Below are 17,430 nucleotides of genomic sequence, written 5' to 3' on the forward strand. Positions count from 1 at the left end.
CTGGACATGCCCCTCGACCCGCAGGTGGTGGCGTACCGGGCCGCGCGGAAGACGGCCGGCGTCCCACCGCTGCACACGCAGAGCCTCGCCGAGGCGCGCGCCGCCGACCTGGCCGCCATCCGGGCCGGCGGCGGAGACGTCGAGCCGGTGCACGACGTCCGCGACGCCACCGTGCCCGGCCCGGCCGGGGACCTGCCGGTACGCGTCTACCGGCCGGCCGCCGCCGGCCCGCTGCCCACCCTGGTCTACTTCTTCGGCGGCGGCTGGACCCTGGGCAGCGTCGACACCGCCGACGGCATCTGCCGGCGGCTGGCCAACGCCACGGGATGCCAGGTGGTCACCGTCGGCTACCGGCTCGCCCCCCGAGCACCCGTTCCCGGCGGCCGTGCACGACTGCCACGCCGCCGTGCGCCGGCTCGCCGAGCACGCCGACGAGTTCGGGGTGGACCCGGCCCGGCTGGCCGTCGGCGGGGACAGCGCCGGCGGCAACCTCGCCGCCGCCGTCACCCTGCTGTGCCGGGACGAGGGCACGGTCGCGCTCGCCGCCCAGCTGCTCGTCTACCCGAACACCGACCAGCGCGAGCGGGACGACCCGGCCGGTGAGCAGGACCCGCTGCTGTTCAACCGGCACTCCGTCGACTGGTACCGGGGGCACTACCTGCCCGACCACGCCGCCGCCGCGGACCCGCTCGCCTCGCCGCTGCTCGCCGACGACCTGTCCGGCCTGCCGCCGGCCCTGGTCGTCACCGCCGAGTACGACCCGCTGCGCGACGAGGGGGAGGCGTACGCGCACCGGCTGCGCGCCGCCGGGGTGCCGGTCGAGCTGGCCCGCTACGACGGCATGATCCACGGATTCTTCGCCATGCCCGGGGCGTTCGACGCCGGGCGGCGGGCCCAGGACCGGGCCGCCGCCTTCCTCCGCGACCGGCTCGGGGTGACCGCCCCGATGGTACCGGCCGATGCCTGACGCCGTCGCGCCGCCGGTCGACGCCGCCACGGCCGCGGGTGACCCCTCCCCGCGGCCGGCGGCCGGCGTGCCGTTCGCGGCGAGCCTCGCCGACTTCGCCGGGCTGGCCCGGGGCGTGCTCCCGCCCGAGGTGTACGACTTCGTGGCCGGCGGCAGCGGCGCCGAGACGACCCTCGCGGCGAACCGGGCCGCCCTCGACCGGATCGCCGTGCTGCCCCGGATGCTGCGCGGCGTCGAGCGGCCCCGCACCGACGCCCCGCTGCTGGGCCGGCCGCAGGCCATGCCCGTGGCGGTCGCGCCGATGGCGTACCAGCGGCTGGCGCACCCGGACGGCGAGCCGGCGCTCGCGGCGGCGGCCGGCGCGGCGGGCGTCCCGTACGTGGCGAGCACGCTCAGCAGCGCGCCGATCGAGGAGATCACCGCCGCGGGCGGGCCGGTGTGGTTCCAGCTGTACTGGCTGCGCGACCGGGGCATGGTGTGCGAGCTGGTGGACCGGGCGCACGCCGCCGGCTGCACCGCGCTCATGGTCACCGTCGACGTGCCGATCCTCGGCCCACGGCTGCGCGACGTCCGCAACGGCTTCGCCCTGCCGCCGGAGGTGGCGGCGGCGAACCTGCCCGGCAGCCGGGGCGACCTGGCGCACTCCGGCAGCCCCGGCACCTCCGCCGTCGCCCGCCACACGGCCGCCGCGTTCGCCTCCGCCCTCACCTGGTCCGACGTCGGCTGGCTGCGCGGGCGCACCGACCTGCCGTTGGTGGTCAAGGGCGTCCTCGACCCCCGCGACGCCGTCCTCGCCGCCGACGCCGGCGCGGACGCGGTGGTGGTGTCCAACCACGGCGGGCGACAGCTCGACGGCGCCCCGGCGGCCGTGACGATGCTCGCGGAGGCGCTGGCGGCCGTCGGCGACCGGTGCGAGGTGCTGGTCGACGGCGGGATCAGCGGCGGCGTCGACGTGCTGCGCGCCCTGGCGCTCGGCGCGTCCGGGGTGCTGATCGGCCGGCCGCTGCTGTGGGCGCTGGCCGTCGGCGGGCGGGCCGGCGCCGACGCCGCGTTCGCGCTGCTCGCCGCCGAGCTGCGCGACGCCCTCACCCTCGCCGGCTGCGCCGACCCGGCCGAGGCCCGCGCCCTGCGAACGATCACGGGAGGCTGAGCCAGTGGAACAAGTGGACCTGCACGTCGCCGACCTGCACCCGGCGGTCGACGACCCGGCGCTGAACTCGATGAACTTCCTCAACGAGGTGGCCCAGCACTACCCGGACGCGGTGTCGCTGGCGGCCGGCCGGCCGTACGAGGAGTTCTTCGACGTCGCCGACCTGCACCGCCACCTGGAGACGTTCCGCCGGCATCTGGCCGACGACCTCGGGCAGAGCCCGGCCCAGGTGCACCGCACCCTGTTCCAGTACGGCCGCACCAAGGGCATCATCCACGACCTGGTCGCCCGCAACCTCGCCGTCGACGAGCAGGTCACCGTCGACCCGGAGTCGATCGTGGTGACCGTCGGCTGCCAGGAGGCGATGGTCCTGGTGCTGCGGGCGCTGCGCGCCGATCCCCGGGACGTGCTGCTCGCCGTCGCACCCACGTACGTCGGGCTGACCGGCGCGGCCCGGCTGGTCGACCTGCCGGTCCGGCCCGTGGCCGGCGGGCCGACCGGCGTCGACCTGGCGGCGTTGCGTGCCGAGGTGCGCCGGGCGCGGGCCGAGGGGCTGCTACGTGATGCCGGACTTCGCCAACCCCTCCGGCGCGAGCATCGACCTGGCGGACCGCCGCCGGCTGCTCGACCTCGCCGCCGACGAGGACCTGTTGCTGATCGAGGACAACCCGTACGGGCTGTTCCACGCCGACGGCGCGCGGCGGACGCCGACGCTCAAGGCGCTGGACACCCGCCGGCGGGTGGTCTACCTCGGCTCGTTCGCCAAGACGGTGCTGCCCGGGGCCCGGGTCGGCTATGTCGTGGCCGACCAGCGGGTACGCGCCACCGACGGCACCGTCGGGCCGCTCGCCGACCAGCTCGCCAAGATCAAGAGCATGGTCACGGTGAACACCTCCGCCATCGCGCAGGCAGTAGTCGGCGGCGCGCTGCTGGCCCACGGGTGCAGCCTGGTCGAGGCCAACGCGCGCGAGCGCGCCGCGTACGCGCGGAACCTGCGGCACCTCGTCGCCGGCCTGGAGCGCCGGTTCCCCGCGCCCTCGCCGGTGCGCTGGAACGTCCCCGCCGGCGGCTTCTTCGCGGTGGTGACCGTGCCGTTCGGTGTGGACGACGCGCTGCTGCGCCGCTCCGGGCGGCAGTACGGCGTGCTGTGGACCCCGATGGCCCACTTCTACGACGACACCGCGCCGGTCAACGCGCTGCGCCTGTCGATCAGCGCCGTCACCCCCGAGCAGATCGACGTCGGGCTGGACCGGCTGGCCGCGCTGCTCGCCGACGAGCTGGCCCGCGCGGCGGCCCCGGCCTGACGCCGCACGGTCGCCGGCCGGCCACCACCCGTGTCCCCGCCGTGATCATGTACCGGCCATAATGGACGCATGGTCGCTTGGGAGTACGCACTGCTGGTCCGCCGCTATCAGGGTCAGGGACGCAGTTTCCACGTTTCGTTCGTCTGGTACGCCCCCGACGGCACCCGCAGCGACGTCACCGCGTACGGCGACACGGCGATCGCGCACCTCAACCGGGTCGGCCGGGACGGCTGGGAGCTGGTCTCGGCGGCCGAGGACGTCAACAACGTCCAGGGCAGCACCGAGGTGCACCGCTACCACCTGAAGCGCCCGCTCAACCGGCCCTGACCCCGGCCGCTCCCCGCGCGCTGTTACCGTCCTCCCACCGCCGGCGCCGTCGCGGGCGGTGGGAGGAGGAGCGATGGGGGAGCGGCCCCGTCACGTCGTCGGGATCGACTTCGGCACCCTCTCCGGCCGGGCCGTGGTCGTGGACGTCGCCGACGGCCGGGAGCGCGGCGGCGCCGTGCACCCGTACCGGCACGGGGTGATCACCGAACGGCTGCCCGGCGGGCCGGCGCTGCCGCCGGACTGGGCGTTGCAGCACCCCGACGACTACCGCGACGTGCTGCGCGTCGCCGTGCCCGCCGCGCTGCGCGACGCCCGCGTCGACCCGGCCGACGTGATCGGCATCGCCGTGGACGCCACGTCCTGCACCGTGCTGCCCACCCTGGCCGACGGCACGCCGCTGTGCGAGCTGCCGGAGCTGCGCGACCGCCCGCACGCGTACCCGAAGCTGTGGAAGCACCACGCGGCCCAGCGGCAGGCCGACCGGATCAACGCCCTGGCCGCCGAGCACGGCGAGCCGTGGCTGCCCCGCTACGGCGGCCGGGTCTCCGCCGAGTGGCTGCCCGCCAAGGCCCTCCAGGCGCTGGAGGAGGACCCGGCGGCCTTCGACCGGGCGGGGCGCTGGATCGAGGCGGCCGACTGGATCGTCTGGCAGCTCTGCGGCCGGGAGACCCGCAACGTCTCGGCCGCCGGCTACAAGGCGCTGCGGCAGGACGGGGCGTACCCGTCGGCGGAGTTCCTCCGCGCCCTGCACCCCCGCCTCGACGGCCTGCTGGCCCGCCTCGGCGGCCCGCTCGCCCCGGTCGGCGGGCGGGCCGGCGGGCTCACCCCGAGGCCGCCGGCTGGACCGGCCTGCGCCCCGGCACCGCCGTCGGCGTGGGCACCATCGACGCCCACGTCACCGCCGCCGCGGCCCGCTCCGTCGCCCCGGGCCGGATGCTCGCCGTGCTCGGCACCTCCACCTGCCTGATCATGAACGCGGAGGCGTACCGGGACGTGCCGGGGGTGTGCGGGGCGGTCGACGGCGGGGTGACCACCGGCGCGTGGGGCTACGAGGCCGGGCAGAGCGGCGTCGGCGACATCTTCGCCTGGTACGTCGACAACGCCCTGCCCGCGTCCTACGCGCAGCGGGCCCGGGAGCGCGGCATCAGCCCCTACGACCTGCTCGACTCCCTCGCCGCCGACCAACCCGTCGGCGGGCACGGCCTGCTCGCCCTGGACTGGCACAGCGGCAACCGGTCGGTGCTGATGGACCACGAGCTGAGCGGGGTGCTGCTCGGGCTGACCCTGGCCACCCGGCCGGAGGACATCTGGCGGGCGCTGCTGGAGGCCACCGCGTTCGGCGCCCGCACCGTGGTCGCCGCGTTCGAGGCCGCCGGGATCCGGGTCGACGAGCTGACCGTCGCCGGCGGGCTCACCCGCAACCGGCTGCTCATGCGGATCTACGCCGACGTGATCGGCCGCCCGCTGCACGTGGTCGACTCCGACCAGCCGGCCGCGCTCGGGCGGCCGTCCACGCGGCGGTGGCCGCCGGGGCGTACCCGGACGTGCCGACCGCGTCGGAGGCGATGGGCGCGCGGCACCGGGAGACGTACCACCCGGACCCGGCCCGCCGCGTGGCGTACGACGACCTGTACGCCGAGTACCGGGAGCTGCACGACCACTTCGGCCGGGCGGCACGGCCGTCCTGCACCGCCTCCGCGCCCGCCGCACCCGCTGACGCCCCCACCCCGCCCGTCGCCCGATTCTGGATGATCAAGAGGTTTGCGTCAGGATCTCGGCGCCGAGATGACACAAACCTCTTGATCACCGGTGCCGAGGGTGCCACGGAGCGGCGCCGCCCCGCGCCGGGCGGGCGGGGCGGGGCGGGGCGGCGGGAGAGAGGCGACGTCAGGCCAGGTCGACCGACGGGTAGAGGGGGAAACTGGCCAGCAGGTCCGCGGCCTGGCGGCTGATCTTGTCGGCCAGCGCCGGGTCGAGCACGTACTTCGCCTTCGACGGGGTGCCGTCGGCGTTCGCGCCCGGCGTCGTCTGGGTGAGCACGGTGTGGATCAGCTCGGCCGTGGCGTCCATCTCGGCGGTGCCCAGGCCCCGGGTGGTCAGCGCGGGGGTGCCGATCCGGATGCCGGAGGTGTACCAGGCGCCGTTCGGGTCCTGCGGGACCGCGTTGCGGTTGGTCACGATGCCCGAGTCGAGCAGCGCCTGCTCGGCCTGCCGGCCCGTCAGGCCGTACCCGGAGACGTCGATGAGCACCAGGTGGTTGTCGGTGCCGCCGGTGACCAGCTTCGCGCCCCGACGCAGCAGCCCCTCGGCGAGCGCCTGGGCGTTGTCGACCACCCGCTGGGCGTAGTCGGCGAAGTCGGGGCGGCGGGCCTCGGCCAGCGCGACGGCCTTGGCGGCCATCACGTGCGGCAGCGGGCCGCCGAGCACCATCGGGCAGCCCCGGTCGACCTGGTCGGCCAGCTCCGGGCCGCACAGCACCAGGCCGCCGCGCGGGCCGCGCAGCGACTTGTGGGTGGTGGTGGTGACGATGTGCGCGTGCGGCACCGGGTCGAAGTCGCCGGTGAAGACCTTGCCCGCCACCAGGCCGGCGAAGTGCGCCATGTCGACCATGAAGGTCGCGCCGACCGAGTCGGCGATCTCCCGCATGATCCGGAAGTTGACCTTCCGCGGGTACGCCGAGTAGCCGGCGACCAGGATCAGGGGCTTGAACTCCCGCGCCGCCTCGGCGACCTTGTCGTAGTCGACCAGCCCCGTCGCCGGGTCGGTGCCGTAGCTGCGCTGGTCGAACATCTTGCCGGAGATGTTCGGGCGGAAGCCGTGGGTGAGGTGGCCGCCCGCGTCCAGCGACATGCCCAGCATCCGCTGGTTGCCCAGCTCCCGGCGCAGGGCGAACCAGTCCGCCTCGGTCAGCTCGTTGACCTGCCGCACCTGCGCCTTCCTCAGCGCGGGCGCCTCGACCCGGTCGGCCAGGATCGCCCAGAACGCCACCAGGTTGGCGTCGATGCCGGAGTGCGGCTGCGCGTACGCGTGCGCGGCGCCGAACAGCTCACGGGCGTGCTCGGCGGCCAGCGCCTCGACGGTGTCCACGTTCTGGCAGCCCGCGTAGAAGCGGCGGCCGACCGTGCCCTCGGCGTACTTGTCACTGAACCAGTTGCCCATCGCCAGGAGCGTGGCGGGGGAGGCGTAGTTCTCGCTGGCGATCAGCTTCAGCGACTCCCGCTGATCGGCCAGCTCCGCGCGGATCGCGTCGGCGACCCGCGGCTCGACGCCGCGGATCACCTCGATGGCGCTGCGGAAGGCGGTGGACTCGGTGCTCGGCGACGACATGCGACCTCCTACTGTGGTGCGGTGGAAGGCCCAGGCGCTCGGCAAGTGTCCTCGTGACGGGGCCGCTCCCCGATGGTTCTCCATCCTCACGCGCCAGTCACGGCCCGCGCCGATCGTACCCGGTCGGTCCCGCCGCCCCCGGTCGACCTCCGCCACCGCGTCTCCCGTCGGGCGCGGCGCTTCCCCTAAGATCGGCTGATGATCGTGGGGGAGGACGGGGCGCTGCTCGCGATCAGCGACCTGCACGTCGCGTACGCGGAGAACCGCGCGATCGTCGAGGGCCTGCGGCCCGGCTCGCCGGGCGACTGGCTGCTGGTCGCGGGCGACGTGGGCGACACCGTCGAGGACATCGAGTGGGCGCTGGGCCTGCTCAGCCGGCGCTTCGCCAAGGTCGTCTGGGTGCCGGGCAACCACGAGCTCTGGACGCCCCCGGCCGACCCGGTCACGCTGCGTGGCGAGGCCCGCTACCGGCACCTCGTCGACCTCTGCCGCAGCCTGGGGGTGGTCACCCCGGAGGACCCGTACCCGATCTGGCGGGGCCCCGGCGGGCCCGCGCTGGTCGCGCCGCTGTTCCTGCTGTACGACTACAGCTGGCGGCCCGAGGGCCTCGACACCCGCGACGCGGCCCTCGCCGAGGCGTACCGGACCGGGATCGTCTGCACCGACGAGTTCCTGCTGCATCCCGACCCGTACCCGAGCCGGCAGGCGTGGTGCGCGGCCCGGGTCGCCGAGACCGCCCGCCGGCTCGACGCCCGGGAGCCGGACCTGCCGACGGTGCTGGTCAACCACTGGCCGCTGCTGCGCGAGCCGACCCGCATCCTGCGCTACCCGATCTTCGCGCAGTGGTGCGGCACCGAGGAGACCGCCGACTGGCACCTGCGCTACGACGCCACGGCCGTCGTGTACGGCCACCTGCACATCCCCCGGACCACCCGGCACGACGGGGTGCGCTTCGAGGAGGTGTCGGTGGGCTACCCGCGCGAGTGGCGCCCCCGGCCAACCCCACCGGGCAAGCTCCGCCGCATCCTCCCCGCCCCCTGACCTGCCCCTACGCCCGATCTTGGACAGTTGTCGTTCACGCCGAACGACAACTGTCCAAGATCGGGGACGCCGGTGCGCGGCTCAGGCCGTCACCGCGTCCATCGCCTTCTTGATCGCCTTCGCGTCGCTCGGGCTGCGCGGCGCCTTCTCACGCAGCGCGATCATCCGCTCGCCGATCTCCTGCAACTCCTTGCGGCCGAGCGCGTCCCGCACCTTCGGGAACCACTCCTGCTCCTCCTCCTCGACGTGGTGCAGCACGTTCTCGATCAGCACCGTCGTCTTGGCGGTGAAGTGCTCGTCCTCGGCGTCCATGGCGGCCAGTTCGGCGCAGAGCACGTCGGCGACGTGGTGCTCCTCGTACGACTCCAGGATGTCGTCCTCCAGGTCCGGCAGCAGCCGGCGGACCTCCGGGTACATCACCTCGTTCTCCAGGTAGGTGTGCACCGTCAGGGCCTCCAGGATCTGCCCGACCAGCTTCCGCCGCTCGCCCGCCGGCCCCTCCTCGGCAGCCTGGAAGGCCTTGAACAGGCGGCGAATCTCCTTGTGGTCCTCTTTGAGCAGCACGATGGCATCGGTGGACACCGGTGACCTCCTCGGTTGACTGGTTGATCGTCCGGTACCCGGGAGGTGAGCAGCGGAAACTGTCGTCACCCGAACGGGCGGCGGCCTCCGGGGCGGTCGGGCGTGGGATGCGACCGCCGTGGTTCGGTCCTCCCGGATCGTCGTTCAGGCGATTCCGCCGCCGAGGGGCTCGGCGTTCCAGCCGTCGCCGTCCCACCAGATGTGCTGGAGCGAGTGGTCGGTGCCGGCCGCGAAGACCTGGATGCTGCCGTCGAAGTCGACCATGGCGGCCGGGCCCCCGCCGAGAGGCGGGCTGGCGAGCGGCTCGTTGTTCCAGGCCCGGCCGTCCCACCACACGTGGCGCAGCATGCTGTCCGCACCCCGGGCGAAGACCTGCACGTAGTCCGCACGGACACGGCTTCGGCGAGTTGCTCGCCCGGATGCAGCTCGGCCATCTCGCCGTCCTGCGCAGCGACTTCGACCTGGCGGCCGACCACCTCGAGGCGGCCCGCGAGCTGGCCCGGTCGCTCGGCGACCGGGCTGCGGAGGCCCGCGTCCTCGACCTGATCGGGCTCCTGCGCTTCAGCGACGCCAGCCCGCGGCAGGCTGTCGAGGCGCACCGGGCGGCGCTGTCGCTCTTCGAGAGCCTCGGCCACCCGGCGGGCGCGTTGAGCGCTCGGATCAACCTCGCCAAGTGTCTGGCGACCCAGGGACGGGGCGAGGAGGGGCTGGCGGTGATCGGCGAGGCTGGCCGGAGCCTGCCGCCGGGCGCCCACGTGCCACGGGTGATGCTTCTGCACCAGAAGGCGCGCTGCCTCCACGCGATCGGACGACACGACGAGGCGATCCGGGAGCACGAACGGTGCCTGACGCTGGTCCGGCAGCACCGGATGCGCGAGGGTGAGGCGTACGTCCTCGCCGAGCTGGGGGCTGACCCTGGTGGCGGCGGGACAGCCGGCGGCGGCGGTGGCGAACCTGGCCGCGGCGGTACGCCGGTTCGAGCAGCTCGGGGACCGCAACGCGGCCGACACCTACCAGGTGGTGCTCGGCCTGGCCCATCGGGCGCTCGGCGACCTGGATCTCGCCCGTGCCTCCTGGCAGGGGGCGATCCGGCTGTCCGAGCCGCTGGCGCGCCGGTTGACCGGCAGTTGACCCGCAGTTGACCCGCAGTACCGACCGGTCCGGTTCCGCCGTCGACCACCCGCAGGCGTCGCCGCCGCCGGTCGGGGCCCGCGGCCGGCGGGCCGCTGCGTCGCTGCGTGGGCGTGGGCGGTCGGCATTGTTGCCCGGTGGCCCGTCTGTCCACACCGGTCAGACCGGCCGGAGATTGGGTGCGTTCGGGACCGGATTTCATCCGCCGATTCGACGGTCACCGGCGACGATGTCGAGCCGCAGCGGCCAATCCCGCGGTTCCTCACCGAGTACACACCCACCCGGTGGCGCCGCCGGCTGAGCCCCTTCTCGCGTGTGCCGAAGCACTCCACGTTCGGGTTGCGCAGGACCGGCCGTAGGAGTAGGCAGTAGGTCCACCCATGTCGATCTCGGGAGGCCACATGAGATTTCGCGCCCTCGTCACCACGACGATCGCTCTGGCCACGCTCGTGGCCGCAACCGCCACCCCTGTCCAGGCGAAGCCGGTCGAGCCGCCGAAGGAGCCGGTAGCCGTCGGGTACGGGGGAGCGGTGGCCACGGTGGACGCCACCGCCACGGCGGTCGGGCTGGACGTGCTGCGGCGCGGCGGCAACGCCGTCGACGCGGCGGTCGCCGCTGCGGCGGCGCTCGGCGTCACCGAGCCCTTCTCGGCCGGCATCGGCGGTGGTGGCTTCCTCGTGTACTACGACGCGAAGACCCGGCGGGTGCACACCATCGACGGCCGCGAGGCGGCACCGGCGTCGATGACCGAGACGACCTTCGTCGACCCGGCCACCGGGCAGCCGTACCGGTTCGACGAGGCCCGGATCAGCGGACTGTCGGTCGGCGTCCCCGGCACCCTGCTCACCTGGCGGGACGCGCTGGACCGCTGGGGCACGCGGTCCCTCGCGCAGCTGCTCACGCCCGCCGCCCGGGTCGCCGAGGACGGCTTCACCGTCGACGAGACCTTCGCCGGCCAGATCGCCGCGAACCAGGCCGCGTTCGGGCAGTTCAGCTCGACCAGCGAGCTGTACCTGCCCGGCGGGCGCCCGCCGGCGGTCGGCAGCACCTTCCGCAACCCGGACCTCGCGGAGACGTACCGGCTCATCGCCAGGCGCGGCACCGACGTGTTCTACCGGGGCGAGGTCGGCCGCGACCTGGTGGCCACCGTGCAGCGTCCGCCGCTGGCGGAGCGGCCGACCGGGTCCTGGCCATACCCGGTCCGCCCGGCCAGCATGACCTCCGCCGACCTCGCCGGCTACCGCGCCCGCTTCCCGGAGCCGACCCGCTCGGAATACCGGGGCCTCGAGGTGTACGGCATGTCCACCCCGTCGAGCGGCGGCACCGCCGTCGGCGAGGCCCTCAACATCCTCGAGCGGTTCGACCTGCGCTCGATGACGCCGGCGCAGGCGATGCACCACTACCTGGAGGCCAGCGCGCTGGCGTTCGCCGACCGCAACCGGTACGTCGGCGACCACACGGGGCAGGGTGTGCTCCGCGAACTGCTCGACGACGCGTACGCCGCGGAGCGCGCCTGCCTGGTCGACGCCTCCGCGGCGCTGCCCAAGCCGGTCGCGCCCGGCGTCCCCGACGGCGCCTACGGCGGCTGCCAGGCGGCGCCGGCCGCCGACGTCCGCGACGACCGCAAGAGCACCACCAACCTGACCGTGGCAGACCGGTGGGGCAACGTGGTGGAGTACACGCTGACCATCGAGGCGACCGGCGGCAACGGGATGGTCGTACCCGGTCGCGGATTCCTGCTCAACAACGAGCTGACCGACTTCAACTTCGCGCCGACCCAGGGCAGCGCGGCCGACCCCAACCTGCCCGCACCCGGCAAGCGCCCGCGCAGCTCCATGTCGCCCACCATCGTGCTGGCCGACGGGCGGCCGTTCCTGGCCGTCGGCACGCCCGGCGGCGCGACGATCATCACCACGGTGCTGCAGATGCTGGTCAACCGGATCGACCTGGGCATGAGCCTGCCGGAGGCGCTGGCGGCGCCGCGGGCGTCGCAGCGCAACGGCGCCAGCACCCAGGCCGAGCCGGCGTTCGTCGCCGAGTACGCCCGCGGCCTTCCGCCGGGGCACGCCTTCTCTCCCACCGCGGAGATCGGCGCCGCGACCGGGATCGAGTTCCTCGCCGGCGGCCGGCTGCTCGCCGCAGCCGAGCCGGTACGCCGGGGCGGCGGCGCGGCGGCCGTGGTCGGCCGCTGGGCGCGCCCCTGACGGTGGGGACCGCGGCGACGGCTCAGCCACCCCTGGGCCGTCGCCGCCGCGTCCGCCACCGTCGCGGCGTGTCCGGGGCCGTGGCTTCCGGGGGTTCCACGCGGGTGGAACTGCCGCGGACGAGTCCGTCGTACTGTCGGCGAGCCGACCGTGCGCGGCAAGTGACTTTCGGTTTCCCCCGTGGCGCGGGGGGTGGATCACCGGATAGTGTGGCGCTGCCGTGGTGTTCGGGAAGCCGGTGCGGAACCGGCGCGGCCCTCGCCACTGTGATCGGGAAGTCCGCGGCCCTCGTCGCTACGAGGTCACTGGGTGCCTTGCACACCTGGGAAGGCCGGCCACGGACGCACCTCCCGTCAGCCAGGAAACCGGCCACGGCACTGCGATGACCCGTCCACGAGGTGCTGGAAGGCGATCCCGATGCGCGAGCGCGCGATGCGGCCCACCCTGTTCCGGCGCGCTGCCGCGCCACTGTCCATCGTGCGAGGTCCTCATTTCCGGGCTGCTCGCCGACGTGTACGGGATCCGCGCCGACGTGGCGGCGCACCCGGTCACGGGGCGGCCCACCATCACGTACCACCCACCCGCGTCATGAACCGGCACGTGCTGCTGGTGGCCCGCGGGGTCACCCACACCACGGGCCAAGAGACCGGGCGCCGCCTCGCGGCGCGCGCAGGAGGAGTCGCACATGACGGAGCCGGAAGGCTGCCTGGTGACGGTGTGCCGGGACTGCTGCTGCGGCAGCGCGGGCAAACACCCGTACGTCGACCACGACGCGCAGCTGCGACGTCTGCGCGACGCGTTGCCGGCACCGCACCGGGTCCGGGTCAGCACCTGCCTCGACCTGTGCGCGCAGTCGAACCTGGTGGTCGTCCAGCCCAACCGGGCCGCGCGGCGCGTCGGGGCGCGTCCGGTCTGGTTCGGTCTGGTCCTCGACGACGCGGTGGTCGACGACATCGCCGACTGGGTCCGCGCGGGGGGACCGGGTGTCGTGCCGTTGCCCGCCGTGCTGGAGCTGTCGCTGGTCGGCACCGGGATCCCCGCCGGGGGCGGCTCGCCCGACGGCAGCCCGGTCTGACCGTCGTCGTCGACGCCCCGGAACCACGGGCTGCCCGCGACGTCCTTCGTCATGCCGGCCGGCGGCCCGTCGACGCTGTGGACGCCGGCCGGACCGCGGCGGGAAAGAGCCGCGCCGGGTCCGTGACCGGACCCGGCGCGGCGTGGGTTCCGCTAGGCGGAGATGTTACGGACGGTGTTGTACAGGTTCGCCACCTGGTTGCCGTAGTACGGCGAGTACATGTACTGCGGGAGGTTGGTGTACTTGAAGTCGTTGTGGCCGTTCAGGTAACCCCAGTTGCCGTCGAACTGCATCAGCCAGCCGCCGCCGGAGGAGCCGCCGGTCATGTAGTTGACCATGTAGATGGTGCCGCCACCGCCGTTGTAGGTGGGGCCGTTCTCCGCGGTGAGCAGCTGGCCGTTGAACGGCGACGCCTGCGGGTAGCCGAAGGCGTAGACGTACTGGCCGATCGCGAAGTTCCAGCCGATGCCCTGCCCGCCGAGGTAGTCGCAGATCCGCCAGCCGTTGACGCGGCCGATCACGGCCGAGCCGACGTCGTTGGCGAAGTCGTTGTTGTTGTAGTAGAAGGCCGTGGTGGACCAGAGCTGGATGGCGGACCACTGGCCGTAGGGGGCCGCGCCGTTGTTGTAGTTCGGGACGAAGACCCAGTTGCTGGCGAACACCCCGCCGCCGGTGAGGCAGTGGGCCGCGGTCCACACCGAGGACCTGCCCTCGGTGTTCACGATGGTCCCCGAGCAGACGTAGTTGCCGCCGTTGAGGGTGAAGAAGACCTTACCGGCGGTGCGGGCCGTCGGGTGGCCGACCGGGTAGTTAGGGTAGTAGGCCTGCGTCCCCACGCCGGAGGAGTCGCCCGTCGACCCGCTCGCCTTCGGCGTGACCGCGGGGGCGACCGGCGCCACGCTGCCGGACGGCCCCTGCGGCTGGGTGGCGTTCGTCGACTGGTCCTGGGCGCGGTCGCGCTTGGCGAGCGCCGCCTTCACCGAGGGGATCTCGGTGTCCGGCTTGGCCGCCTTCATCCGGTCCGACGTCCAGTACGCCGTGAGGGCCCGCTGCCGGGCGTCGGCGTCGGTGCCCTTGACGGTGCGGGCTACGTCCGGGCTGAGTTGCGCGGCGCTGCCGATGACGGAGCTGGTCGAGCCGGCGAGGGTGGCGGGGGCGGCGCCGGCGGTGCTCGCGGCGGTGAACGTCGCCGCGGTCATCACCGCGACGGCGGCCAGGCCGCGTAGCAGTCTCGAGGACATGTTCCTACCTCTCGGGTAGTGGATGGAGAGGACGAAGTTACGGCATCAGACCCATTGATCGACATTACTTCGAGCTCAATTAGTCAGATAAAGGGAAATGTAACCAAGTCACCGAAGGCCGGCTTTATGTATCGACCTTGGTAAATGGGTGTTTGAGTGTCGGATTGCCACTAAGTGAAGGTGGCCTCGTGGGAATGTCACAAACGATCGCGCAAATCCCGCGGAGACGCTTTTCGGCGGGGCTGCGGCGCCGCTCGCCCGTCGAAAGCTGATTACGGGTAGCGCGCCGCCGGGCTCACCCTCGCCGTGATGGCGGTGCCGCGGCCGGCGCCAGGCTCCAGCCGGGCGGCGGACCACCGCCGGCTCTCGGCGCCTCAGGCCCCCGTGGTCGCGTGCGACGCGGTCACCGGCTTCGACTCCGGCGAGCCGTGCTGGCGCAGGACGATGCTGAGCAGGATCAGCGCGGCGACGGCGAGGAACTCGCTCTGCCAGTTCTGCATCGACTGGAACCAGAAGTCGCTGGTGCCCAGGAACTGCCAGGCGCTGATCGGCGGCGCCCCGCTCTGCAGCATCTGCTCCTCGTTGTAGGCCGCCACCCCACCGAACAGGTGCCCGAGGAACGACCCCGCGAAGATCATCAGCAGGGCGACGGAGAGGCTGTTGCGGTAGACCCGCAACGCCAGCCCGCCGACGTGCACGGGCCGCGGCGACTCCGCGGTGGCGTTCTCGGCCCGGTCCTCGGGCCGGTCGCCCTGGCCCACCGGCTTGGACTCCGACGAGCCCTTCTGCACCAGGTAGGCGGTGAGCAGCACGTACCCGCCCATCTGGAGGAACTCCGACTCCCAGTTCTCGAACGTCGCCTCCACGAAGTGCCCGCTGTGCAGGTACCCGAGGTACGACAGGGCGTGCTGGCCGTACTGGGCCAACTCCTCGTTGTGCACCTGCCAACCGAACACGCTCTGCAGGAGCCAGAAGATCGTGAACGCGCTGAGTGTGGCGACCGACAGTGCGTGCTCACGAAGCCACCGGCGCATACAGACCTCCCGACCGCGGCATGTTGACCTGCGGAAAGTGCCCAGTCGCCGCCCGGGCGAAACAACGCGACGATCGGACCTCCGGCGGCGGCGCGGGATAGCTCCGTGGGCGTCGGAACGGGCAACGGCGAGGTGGTCTCGGGAGGGGGCTGTCCGGCGAGTCCCGCGGTCAGAATGTGGCGATCGGGTTGACCGGGCTGCCGGACGTTAGGTCGCAGTTGTCGAGCAGCCACAGACCCATCGCAACGAGGCTCACGGCGTGAACCGGCATCAACACGTCCTCGTACCCCGACGGCTGAACCTCCCGGGGCGTGTCGGCGCCGATCAGCGCGACCTCCCGTTCACGCAGCCACGGCAGGCAGGACGCGTGCCAGCCGGCCTGCGTGAAACCGCTGGCCGCACCGGCCTCGTGCCGGACGCGGCCATAGCCGGTCCGCAGGAGCACCGCATCGCCGGACCGCACCCGCACACCCTGGCGACGCTCGGCCTCCTCGAGATCCTCGGGAAACACACCCTGCCCCGGTTCCAACCACGGCACGTCGCGGACCCTCGCGACGTCCAGCAGGACGCCACGCGTGACGATCCCGTTCGCCGCCGCCGTGACGGCCGCCCACGCCGATCCCGTTGCGGCGTCGACCAGCGAGTGCGACCGCCCGTTGTACATGGTGCCGTCCCAGAAGATGTGGCACGGGGAGTCGACGTGGGTGAGGGTGTTGCCGTGGAACGTGATGCCGAGCCGCTCGGACGAGAAGCCCCAGCGCCGGTCGTTGCGGAATCCGGGCAGCGGCATGTCCTCGGCACCCGGCATGTCGATGTCGGCGGCGCACGGGCACGTCGTCGTCGACCGCGCGCCTGTGGTGCTGGGGCACCTGTAGCGCTGTGGGGTGGGTTCGCCCCCGGTTCCCGCGACTTGACCTCGACCGTCCCGACCCGCGAATACAGTGGCGGGCGAGACCCCGTCCACACGAGCGGTCGATCCGTCGAGCGATTCGGCCGCCGGGCCCGCGCGCCCCAGAGAGGTGGTGCCGTCATGACGACGAACCGGGACATCGTCACGCGCGCCTTCGCGGACTGGTCCGCCGGCACCGGCGCGATCTCCGACATCTTCGCCCCCGAGATGCGGTGGGAGGTGGTCGGGGAGTCGGTGGTTGCCGGCACGTACCACAGCGCTGACGAGTTCATCACCAAGGCGCTGGGGCCCTTCAACGCGCGGTTCAGGCCGGACAGCCCGTACCGGCCGGTGAACAGGCGGGCGATCTACGAGGACGCCGAGGCGAACACCGTCGTCACCCTGTTCGACGGCAGGGGGATCACCCTGGCCGGCACCCCGTACGAGAACACGTACGCCTGGTTTCTGACCCTTCGCGACGGCAGGGTGGTCGACGGCAAGGCCCTCTTCGACAGCCGCGCGTTCGACGACCTCTGGAAGATCCAGCCGGCCGGCTGACAGAGCACCGGTCGCTCACCGCCTGGGCCGCCCCTGCGGCCGCTCGAACACGTCGCGGTACTCGCCGTAGCCCTCGTGTTCGAGGTCGTCGCGGGGAACGAACCGGAGCGCGGCCGAGTTCATGCAGTAGCGCAGGCCGCCGGTCTCCGGGGGCCCGTCGTCGAACACATGCCCGAGGTGGCTGTTCCCGTGCGCCGACCGGACCTCGGTGCGGACGATGCCGAGGCTGGAGTCCGGGACCTCGACGACGTTCTCCGGCTCGATCGGCCTGGTGAAGGTCGGCCATCCGGTACCGCTGTCGTACTTGTCGACGGAGGCGAAGAGGGGCTCACCGGACACGATGTCGACGTAGATGCCGGGCTCCTCGTTGTCCCAGTAGGCGTTGTCGAAGGCCGGCTCCGTTCCGGCCTCCTGAGTCACCCGGTGCTGCTCCGGCGACAGCCTGGAAACCGCCTCGGGGCTCCTGCGGTACTCCTGTGACACCCTCGTACCTCTCGAACGGCTCGCCGACACGACGATCACCTCGCCCTCACAGACGTGTCACCGGTGCCTACCCGTGCCGCGGCGCGGTAACCGCGATTTCGGCATGCCCGTGCGTGT

16 protein-coding genes, 2 pseudogenes and 2 riboswitches are annotated in these 17,430 nt (G+C 73.3%); of the genes and pseudogenes, 11 read left to right on the plus strand and 7 right to left on the minus strand.

The window, feature by feature from the left end:
- Positions 1–6 precede the first annotated feature (6 nt).
- The 6 genes and pseudogenes from JD77_RS25165 (at position 7) to JD77_RS35250 (ending at position 5,500) form a co-directional block, all read left to right on the plus strand.
- Positions 7–967, plus strand: a pseudogene (locus tag JD77_RS25165) (alpha/beta hydrolase).
- The gene (locus JD77_RS25170; RefSeq protein WP_145776447.1) at positions 960–2,117 is read left to right on the plus strand and encodes an alpha-hydroxy acid oxidase; all 1,158 of its coding nucleotides are present in this window, start codon (positions 960–962) and stop codon (positions 2,115–2,117) included. Before JD77_RS25165 ends, JD77_RS25170 begins: the two are co-directional and overlap by 8 nt.
- A 13-nt stretch (positions 2,118–2,130) precedes the next feature.
- A pseudogene (locus tag JD77_RS25175) lies at positions 2,131–3,421 on the plus strand (aminotransferase-like domain-containing protein); the annotation flags it as partial.
- A gap of 69 nt (positions 3,422–3,490) precedes the next feature.
- Positions 3,491–3,748 (plus strand): hypothetical protein, encoded by a 258-nt coding sequence (locus JD77_RS25180; protein WP_145776448.1) that lies wholly within the window; start codon positions 3,491–3,493, stop codon positions 3,746–3,748.
- A 73-nt stretch (positions 3,749–3,821) separates the two neighbouring features.
- Positions 3,822–4,715 carry a hypothetical protein gene (locus JD77_RS35245; protein ID WP_342799663.1) on the plus strand — a complete coding sequence of 298 codons (894 nt, stop codon included), beginning with the start codon at positions 3,822–3,824 and terminating at the stop codon, positions 4,713–4,715.
- Positions 4,622–5,500: an FGGY-family carbohydrate kinase gene (locus tag JD77_RS35250; protein WP_342799664.1), complete on the plus strand. Its 879-nt coding sequence runs from the start codon at positions 4,622–4,624 to the stop codon at positions 5,498–5,500. Before JD77_RS35245 ends, JD77_RS35250 begins: the two co-directional genes overlap by 94 nt.
- Positions 5,501–5,635: 135 nt before the next feature.
- Here the strand turns inward: JD77_RS35250 and JD77_RS25190 are convergent, their stop codons facing one another.
- Entirely contained in the window at positions 5,636–7,075 is a 1,440-nt protein-coding gene (locus JD77_RS25190; protein WP_145776449.1) for a glycine hydroxymethyltransferase, read from the minus strand.
- 21 nt (positions 7,076–7,096) lie between these two features.
- Positions 7,097–7,186: riboswitch (ZMP/ZTP riboswitch) on the minus strand.
- Between the two features lie 87 nt (positions 7,187–7,273).
- On the opposite strand from JD77_RS25190, the gene JD77_RS25195 reads away from it, so the two are divergent.
- Entirely contained in the window at positions 7,274–8,116 is an 843-nt protein-coding gene (locus tag JD77_RS25195) for a metallophosphoesterase family protein (RefSeq protein WP_145776450.1), read from the plus strand.
- Positions 8,117–8,197: 81 nt separating this feature from the next.
- Here the strand turns inward: JD77_RS25195 and JD77_RS25200 are convergent, their stop codons facing one another.
- On the minus strand, positions 8,198–8,698 hold the full coding sequence (locus JD77_RS25200) for a hemerythrin domain-containing protein (protein WP_145776451.1): 501 nt from the start codon (positions 8,696–8,698) through the stop codon (positions 8,198–8,200).
- A 144-nt stretch (positions 8,699–8,842) separates the two neighbouring features.
- Complete coding sequence (locus JD77_RS25205) at positions 8,843–9,076, minus strand: PLL family lectin (protein ID WP_484213889.1); 234 nt, start codon at positions 9,074–9,076, stop codon at positions 8,843–8,845.
- 501 nt (positions 9,077–9,577) lie between these two features.
- On the opposite strand from JD77_RS25205, the gene JD77_RS25210 reads away from it, so the two are divergent.
- The 3 genes from JD77_RS25210 to JD77_RS25225 all read left to right on the plus strand — a co-directional run bounded on the left by JD77_RS25210 (position 9,578) and on the right by JD77_RS25225 (position 13,108).
- Positions 9,578–9,829: a hypothetical protein gene (locus JD77_RS25210; RefSeq protein ID WP_145776453.1), complete on the plus strand. Its 252-nt coding sequence runs from the start codon at positions 9,578–9,580 to the stop codon at positions 9,827–9,829.
- A 401-nt stretch (positions 9,830–10,230) separates the two neighbouring features.
- Positions 10,231–12,033: a gamma-glutamyltransferase gene (gene ggt, locus JD77_RS25215; protein ID WP_145776454.1), complete on the plus strand. Its 1,803-nt coding sequence runs from the start codon at positions 10,231–10,233 to the stop codon at positions 12,031–12,033.
- Positions 12,034–12,237: 204 nt separating this feature from the next.
- Positions 12,238–12,421, plus strand: a riboswitch (cobalamin riboswitch).
- A 321-nt stretch (positions 12,422–12,742) separates the two neighbouring features.
- Positions 12,743–13,108, plus strand: a complete 366-nt coding sequence (locus JD77_RS25225) for a hypothetical protein (protein WP_145777769.1) — start codon at positions 12,743–12,745, stop codon at positions 13,106–13,108.
- Between the two features lie 152 nt (positions 13,109–13,260).
- Here JD77_RS25225 and JD77_RS25230 read toward each other — a convergent pair whose 3' ends face one another.
- The 3 genes from JD77_RS25230 to JD77_RS25240 form a co-directional block, all read right to left on the minus strand.
- Complete coding sequence (locus tag JD77_RS25230) at positions 13,261–14,349, minus strand: trypsin-like serine peptidase (RefSeq protein ID WP_145776455.1); 1,089 nt, start codon at positions 14,347–14,349, stop codon at positions 13,261–13,263.
- A 374-nt stretch (positions 14,350–14,723) separates the two neighbouring features.
- Positions 14,724–15,383, minus strand: coding sequence for a DUF6766 family protein (locus JD77_RS25235; RefSeq protein WP_145776456.1), 660 nt, complete (start codon positions 15,381–15,383; stop codon positions 14,724–14,726).
- 169 nt (positions 15,384–15,552) lie between these two features.
- Entirely contained in the window at positions 15,553–16,173 is a 621-nt protein-coding gene (locus tag JD77_RS25240) for a cyclase family protein (RefSeq protein ID WP_246140930.1), read from the minus strand.
- 240 nt (positions 16,174–16,413) lie between these two features.
- Between JD77_RS25240 and JD77_RS25245 the strand changes: the two genes are divergently transcribed.
- Entirely contained in the window at positions 16,414–16,830 is a 417-nt protein-coding gene (locus JD77_RS25245; protein WP_145776457.1) for a nuclear transport factor 2 family protein, read from the plus strand.
- Positions 16,831–16,845: 15 nt separating this feature from the next.
- On the opposite strand, the gene msrB is transcribed toward JD77_RS25245, so the two are convergent.
- Positions 16,846–17,313, minus strand: a complete 468-nt coding sequence (gene msrB, locus JD77_RS25250) for a peptide-methionine (R)-S-oxide reductase MsrB (RefSeq protein ID WP_145776458.1) — start codon at positions 17,311–17,313, stop codon at positions 16,846–16,848.
- Positions 17,314–17,430 lie beyond the last annotated feature (117 nt).

The sequence above is a fragment of the Micromonospora olivasterospora genome (assembly GCF_007830265.1).
GTDB lineage: Bacteria > Actinomycetota > Actinomycetes > Mycobacteriales > Micromonosporaceae > Micromonospora > Micromonospora olivasterospora.

Bases quoted from the DNA above. Each gene is read 5' to 3' on its own strand.
- JD77_RS25190 (WP_145776449.1), bottom strand. From the start codon at position 7,075: ATGTCGTCGCCGAGCACCGAGTCCACCGCCTTCCGCAGCGCCATCGAG.
- JD77_RS25195 (WP_145776450.1), top strand. From the start codon at position 7,274: ATGATCGTGGGGGAGGACGGGGCGCTGCTCGCGATCAGCGACCTGCAC.
- JD77_RS25230 (WP_145776455.1), bottom strand. From the start codon at position 14,349: ATGTCCTCGAGACTGCTACGCGGCCTGGCCGCCGTCGCGGTGATGACC.
- JD77_RS25180 (WP_145776448.1), top strand. From the start codon at position 3,491: ATGGTCGCTTGGGAGTACGCACTGCTGGTCCGCCGCTATCAGGGTCAG.
- JD77_RS25170 (WP_145776447.1), top strand. From the start codon at position 960: ATGCCTGACGCCGTCGCGCCGCCGGTCGACGCCGCCACGGCCGCGGGT.
- JD77_RS35245 (WP_342799663.1), top strand. From the start codon at position 3,822: ATGGGGGAGCGGCCCCGTCACGTCGTCGGGATCGACTTCGGCACCCTC.
- JD77_RS25245 (WP_145776457.1), top strand. From the start codon at position 16,414: ATGACGACGAACCGGGACATCGTCACGCGCGCCTTCGCGGACTGGTCC.
- JD77_RS25240 (WP_246140930.1), bottom strand. From the start codon at position 16,173: ATGCCGCTGCCCGGATTCCGCAACGACCGGCGCTGGGGCTTCTCGTCC.
- ggt (WP_145776454.1), top strand. From the start codon at position 10,231: ATGAGATTTCGCGCCCTCGTCACCACGACGATCGCTCTGGCCACGCTC.
- JD77_RS25235 (WP_145776456.1), bottom strand. From the start codon at position 15,383: ATGCGCCGGTGGCTTCGTGAGCACGCACTGTCGGTCGCCACACTCAGC.